Origin of the sequence: Polycladomyces subterraneus (genome assembly GCF_030433435.1) — a bacterium.
Lineage (GTDB): Bacteria > Bacillota > Bacilli > Thermoactinomycetales > JIR-001 > Polycladomyces > Polycladomyces subterraneus.
The window spans coordinates 1-4125 of the sequence record NZ_JANRHH010000050.1; the positions used below are offsets into that span (position 1 = coordinate 1).

The 4125-nt window shown below is 51.8% G+C and carries 4 protein-coding genes; all 4 read left to right on the forward strand.

Annotated elements, in window-relative coordinates; all coding sequences use genetic code 11:
• Positions 1-1005: 1005 nt before the first annotated feature.
• The 4 genes from NWF35_RS14775 (at position 1006) to NWF35_RS14790 (ending at position 3996) form a co-directional block, all read left to right on the forward strand.
• Positions 1006-2331, forward strand: a complete 1326-nt coding sequence (locus tag NWF35_RS14775; protein ID WP_301240143.1) for an MFS transporter — start codon at positions 1006-1008, stop codon at positions 2329-2331.
• Positions 2332-2460: 129 nt separating this feature from the next.
• The gene (locus NWF35_RS14780; RefSeq protein WP_301240145.1) at positions 2461-2757 is read left to right on the forward strand and encodes a hypothetical protein; all 297 of its coding nucleotides are present in this window, start codon (positions 2461-2463) and stop codon (positions 2755-2757) included.
• 221 nt (positions 2758-2978) lie between these two features.
• Entirely contained in the window at positions 2979-3497 is a 519-nt protein-coding gene (locus tag NWF35_RS14785) for a hypothetical protein (protein ID WP_301240147.1), read from the forward strand.
• Between the two features lie 70 nt (positions 3498-3567).
• Positions 3568-3996 (forward strand): hypothetical protein, encoded by a 429-nt coding sequence (locus tag NWF35_RS14790; protein WP_301240148.1) that lies wholly within the window; start codon positions 3568-3570, stop codon positions 3994-3996.
• The last annotated feature ends 129 nt before the right edge of the window (positions 3997-4125 follow it).

A 4125-nucleotide genomic window follows, 5' to 3' on the forward strand; every position in this document is an offset into this window, starting at 1 on the left:
CCCACATGGGCGGCGTACCTGTTACCAGTACGCTAGTTCCTTTTCACTCACTCTCATGGTTTTACCCAGTGGGAGTGATTGGTTCGCCACTGGAACCTCATACCATGACGTACACAGGAACAAACCCACTACCAGTGGGATGAGCACCGCTCGTACGTTCGATTATACAGCAAATTGGTTGCCCTTACCATCCCCAAAAGGGGATGCCGAGCAACGCCGCCTTTCATCCCACGATTGAAACCGTGGGCTTTCAGGCGGCTTTTTCTGTAAATGTGGATGGTTGCCCGTTTCGTCCTGTGATCCGGTGCGGGTTTCCATCTCATCCAACCACATCCGCACAAAACCTTACACTTCAGGCCGAAAGGATTCAGATAAACGTTTGACGGATGCGAGTGTGGCATGCTGTTCAAGCGTTTCCTCAAAATCCGGTTTTCCCTGAAGAAGGAGGATCCAACTGTATTCCACATCCACGATGTGAAACAAGGTGTGCAGGATATTGCCCAACCCGCCGGTGCGGACGCATCAATTCCTCATGAGGCAAAGTATCGCACAATTGAAACCATTCGTCCCGAACATGCCAGTTGTATCGAAACAACGTGTACACCGCATTCACTCCCTGTTGGGTGGTGTTGAAAGAGGACCGTATGGGATGTTCTCCAAGTTGCCGTCTTCTCCTGCCGGTTTTCCCTAAAACATATCGATAATTCGAAATTGTATTATTAAAGATGGAGCTCCAGTGGTCCGGCAAAACAAGAGGAGGATCTGATGACGGAGTTGAAACAACCGCAAGGAGGTTCGCTTTCCGCACGGTCAGTTGCATGTGTTCGCCAACGACGAACGATATGGACCAGATACGACCTCATCTAAAACACAGACATCCTAAAAAAGTCCTCAAATCCATCAAGGTTCCGGGAACTTACATACTCCAGAAGGCCTATTTTCCCGAATGAAAAGTTTCATCATTCAGAAAAGAGGTTACGTAAAAAGAAAAAAGGAGTGTGGTGCATGAACCCGAAGCCGGAGGTAACACCGAAGCGGGTGCAATCGGTGGGAACCAAGGCACCCGTCGAAGGTGCTGCCTCGAGAAAGGCAGTGCTGGTAGGTACGTTCGGGAATATCATGGAGTGGTATGACTGGGCAGTTTACGGATATTTCGCGCCGGTGATCAGTAAGCTGTTCTTTCCCGCCGGCGACCGGATCGCCTCGCTGTTGATGACATTTGCCGTGTTTGCCATCGGGTTTGTCTTTCGGCCGTTAGGGGCGTTGTTTTTCGGGTCGGTCAGTGATCGGTTGGGCCGAAAAACTTCGCTCATGTTCACCATTTTTTTGATGGGGATGGCCACCTTCATGATCGGCGTGTTGCCGACTTATGCGCAAATCGGGATCTGGGCGCCGGTGTTGCTGATCTTGGCCCGACTGCTTCAGGGCTTGTCTGCCGGAGGAGAATGGGGTAGCAGTACGTCGTTCATCGTAGAGTATGCCCCGCGAGGAAAGCGCGGTTTGGCCGGCAGTTGGCTGGAATTTGGTTCGGGTGTATCGCTGTTGCTCGGCTCCCTGATTGCTGCCTGGCTCAATTCGACATTGTCCGAGCAGGCTCTCTACAACTGGGGTTGGCGTCTGCCGTTTATCGGCGGCGTGCTTGTCGGTATAGTCGGTTGGTACTTGCGAGTGAGAATGAAGGACACCCCGTTTTTTGAAGGGTTAAAACGAGCGGACGAAGTGCCGAAGCGTCCCCTGATAGATGCTTTTCGCAAATATCCCCTTCAGCTGCTAAAAACGATTGGGTTTACGATGCATTGGACCGTTTCGTACTACCTCCTGCTCACCTACATGCCCACCTATCTGTCTGAAGTGTTGAAACTGCCCTTGTCCACCGGTTTGATTGTGAACTCTGTCATGCTGGCCTTTTTCAGCCTGTTGATCCCGCTGGTGGGGTGGCTGTCGGACCGATACGGGCGCAAACCGCTGCTGCTCGGGTCGTCCGTTGGATTGGCGGTGACGGTGTACTCGCTGTTTCACTTGATGGATGACGGGATGACCATGCTGTTGGTGTCGCAACTGTTGTTGGCCGTCTTTTGCGCGTTGTATAACGGACCCGCACCGACCACACTGGCGGAGATGTTTCCGACGAAGGTACGAGCCAGTGCGTTATCGGTGGGCTACAACGTGGCTGTTGCCACTTTTGGCGGCACAGCACCGTTTGTCGCCACCTACCTTGTTTCGCTCACCCATAACCCATTGGCACCCACCTTTTATGTCATCGGTTCCGCCCTGGTCACGACGCTGGTTTTGTTGCGGATCAAAGAAACCTATCAGGTGGATTTAGAATAAACGATTGACCACCAGACGGTTTTTCGGGAGCCGGTTCACCGGTTTACAATAGGTCGGGAGCAGCTTCCAGATACAAAGCATCTTTTCACCTCTTTCTTTCCCCATTATGATGGTGGGGGAGGTGAAATAATGGCACAGCGACAATCCATTCAATCCCTGCAAATCTTTTCGCCCCAAAAGGAAGAACCGATTACAGTAGCGTTTCGGCAAGGACTTATCTTCATCGCTGATGATCAATGGCGTGTGGAGCTGGAGCAAATCAGTAATATGGAGGAAATCCGGTACCTGGTAGAGAAAAAGGAAACAGACTTGTCGATTTCAATCGTAGCCGAGAATGAAAAAGAATACGCAGGACTGGCCAATATCGAAAGTGCCACCGACAACCGGGCGGTTTTGGTGGGAACCGGCGGTCTGTTGGAGATGTGAAAGAATTGTACCCGGCAACCCAGTGCCGGGTCATTATTTTTGATAAAGGAGGTGAACGTGTATTGCATAAGTAATATTGAATCAATGATTCGTTCCGATGGGGAACATCAATCAACAAGGATGTGGAATCATGCGGTGGTAGATCGTATTGCTCGTGCTGGCGGCTGTGATTGGCGTGGGGGGTGGGTGCAACAAGCAATCAGCCCCCCAAGGAGATGGTGATGTATCTAGATGTTGCCGCCACTGATGATTGGAAGACGTTGATCCACGATTCGCCCGTCATTGTCGTGGGTTCGTATCTCGACGTGGCTGGACGTCGGGACACGAATACCTCTCTCTTATATCCGTTTCAAGTGGAGCGTGTCCTCAAGGGGGAGGTGAAAGAGAAGCATATCCGTATTGCCAAACATGATCGCATGCATTTCGAAGGTATTCGTGACGAGCGTGGCAACCCCGTTTACGTGAAGGATCCTCTGTATGTGAAACCCCGCCCGCACCAACAGATGCTGCTGTTCCTGCGAGAGGTTTCCCCTGACGTCTACGGAACCAGATTTGCCAATGGGGAGTGGACCATCCGTCCGGATGGATCGTTGGATTTGCTGGTCTCATCCGCTTCTAGCACGGAAAAGCAGGTGACGACGGACGAGGGAAAACGGATCAGGGTCCGGGTGGTGGGCGTTGGTTATCCCCAGCTTCCGCAAAAACGGTTGCAGGATTTGAACGGGATCATAGGACGTTAGGATGTGTCCGTTGATGAAAAGAGGCGGACTATTCCATATCTCGCGTGATGAGAAGGAAGGAGGATATAAGATGATAATGGTGACGATTTCCCGTTGGTTGCTGGGTCTGATTTTCCTGTCAGCCGCTCTGAACGGGTGGGCGGTCATTCTGGGGTTGGGTGCATTTTTGCCCACCAGTTCCGCTGCGGAAGCGTTTCTGGGGAATGGATATCTGTTGGTACTGGTCAAGGGGACAGAATTGGTCGCTGCCCTACTGCTTGTGAATAACCGCTTCGTCCCTCTTGCGCTGGTCGTTTTGGCTCCGCTTGTCGTCAACATCTTCTGTTTTCACTGGTTTGTTGATCCGGGTATGTTGCCACTGGCGGTGTTCCTCTTGCTCCTTTGGGGACACCTTGTTTGGTCGTATCGTCGATATTTCCTTCCATTGGTAACGGAAAGAGCGGCGCTGCCGGCACAAAAGAGGAGTTCCGAGTCGAAATCGTCGATGGGTCAGGATTGAAAGGGAACAAACAATCTCTGCTCCTTATTCGTATGAGGAGGAGTCACCGGACCGTGGTACGGGGACTCGTGACATCCTCCCCCGAATAAATTCGGGGGCATCCAATCAGGATGCGTACAGGTTGAGCAC

Excerpts from the sequence above, each read along its gene's own strand:
- NWF35_RS14775 (WP_301240143.1), top strand. The coding sequence starts at position 1,006 with ATGAACCCGAAGCCGGAGGTAACACCGAAGCGGGTGCAATCGGTGGGA.
- NWF35_RS14780 (WP_301240145.1), top strand. The coding sequence starts at position 2,461 with ATGGCACAGCGACAATCCATTCAATCCCTGCAAATCTTTTCGCCCCAA.
- NWF35_RS14785 (WP_301240147.1), top strand. The coding sequence starts at position 2,979 with ATGTATCTAGATGTTGCCGCCACTGATGATTGGAAGACGTTGATCCAC.
- NWF35_RS14790 (WP_301240148.1), top strand. The coding sequence starts at position 3,568 with ATGATAATGGTGACGATTTCCCGTTGGTTGCTGGGTCTGATTTTCCTG.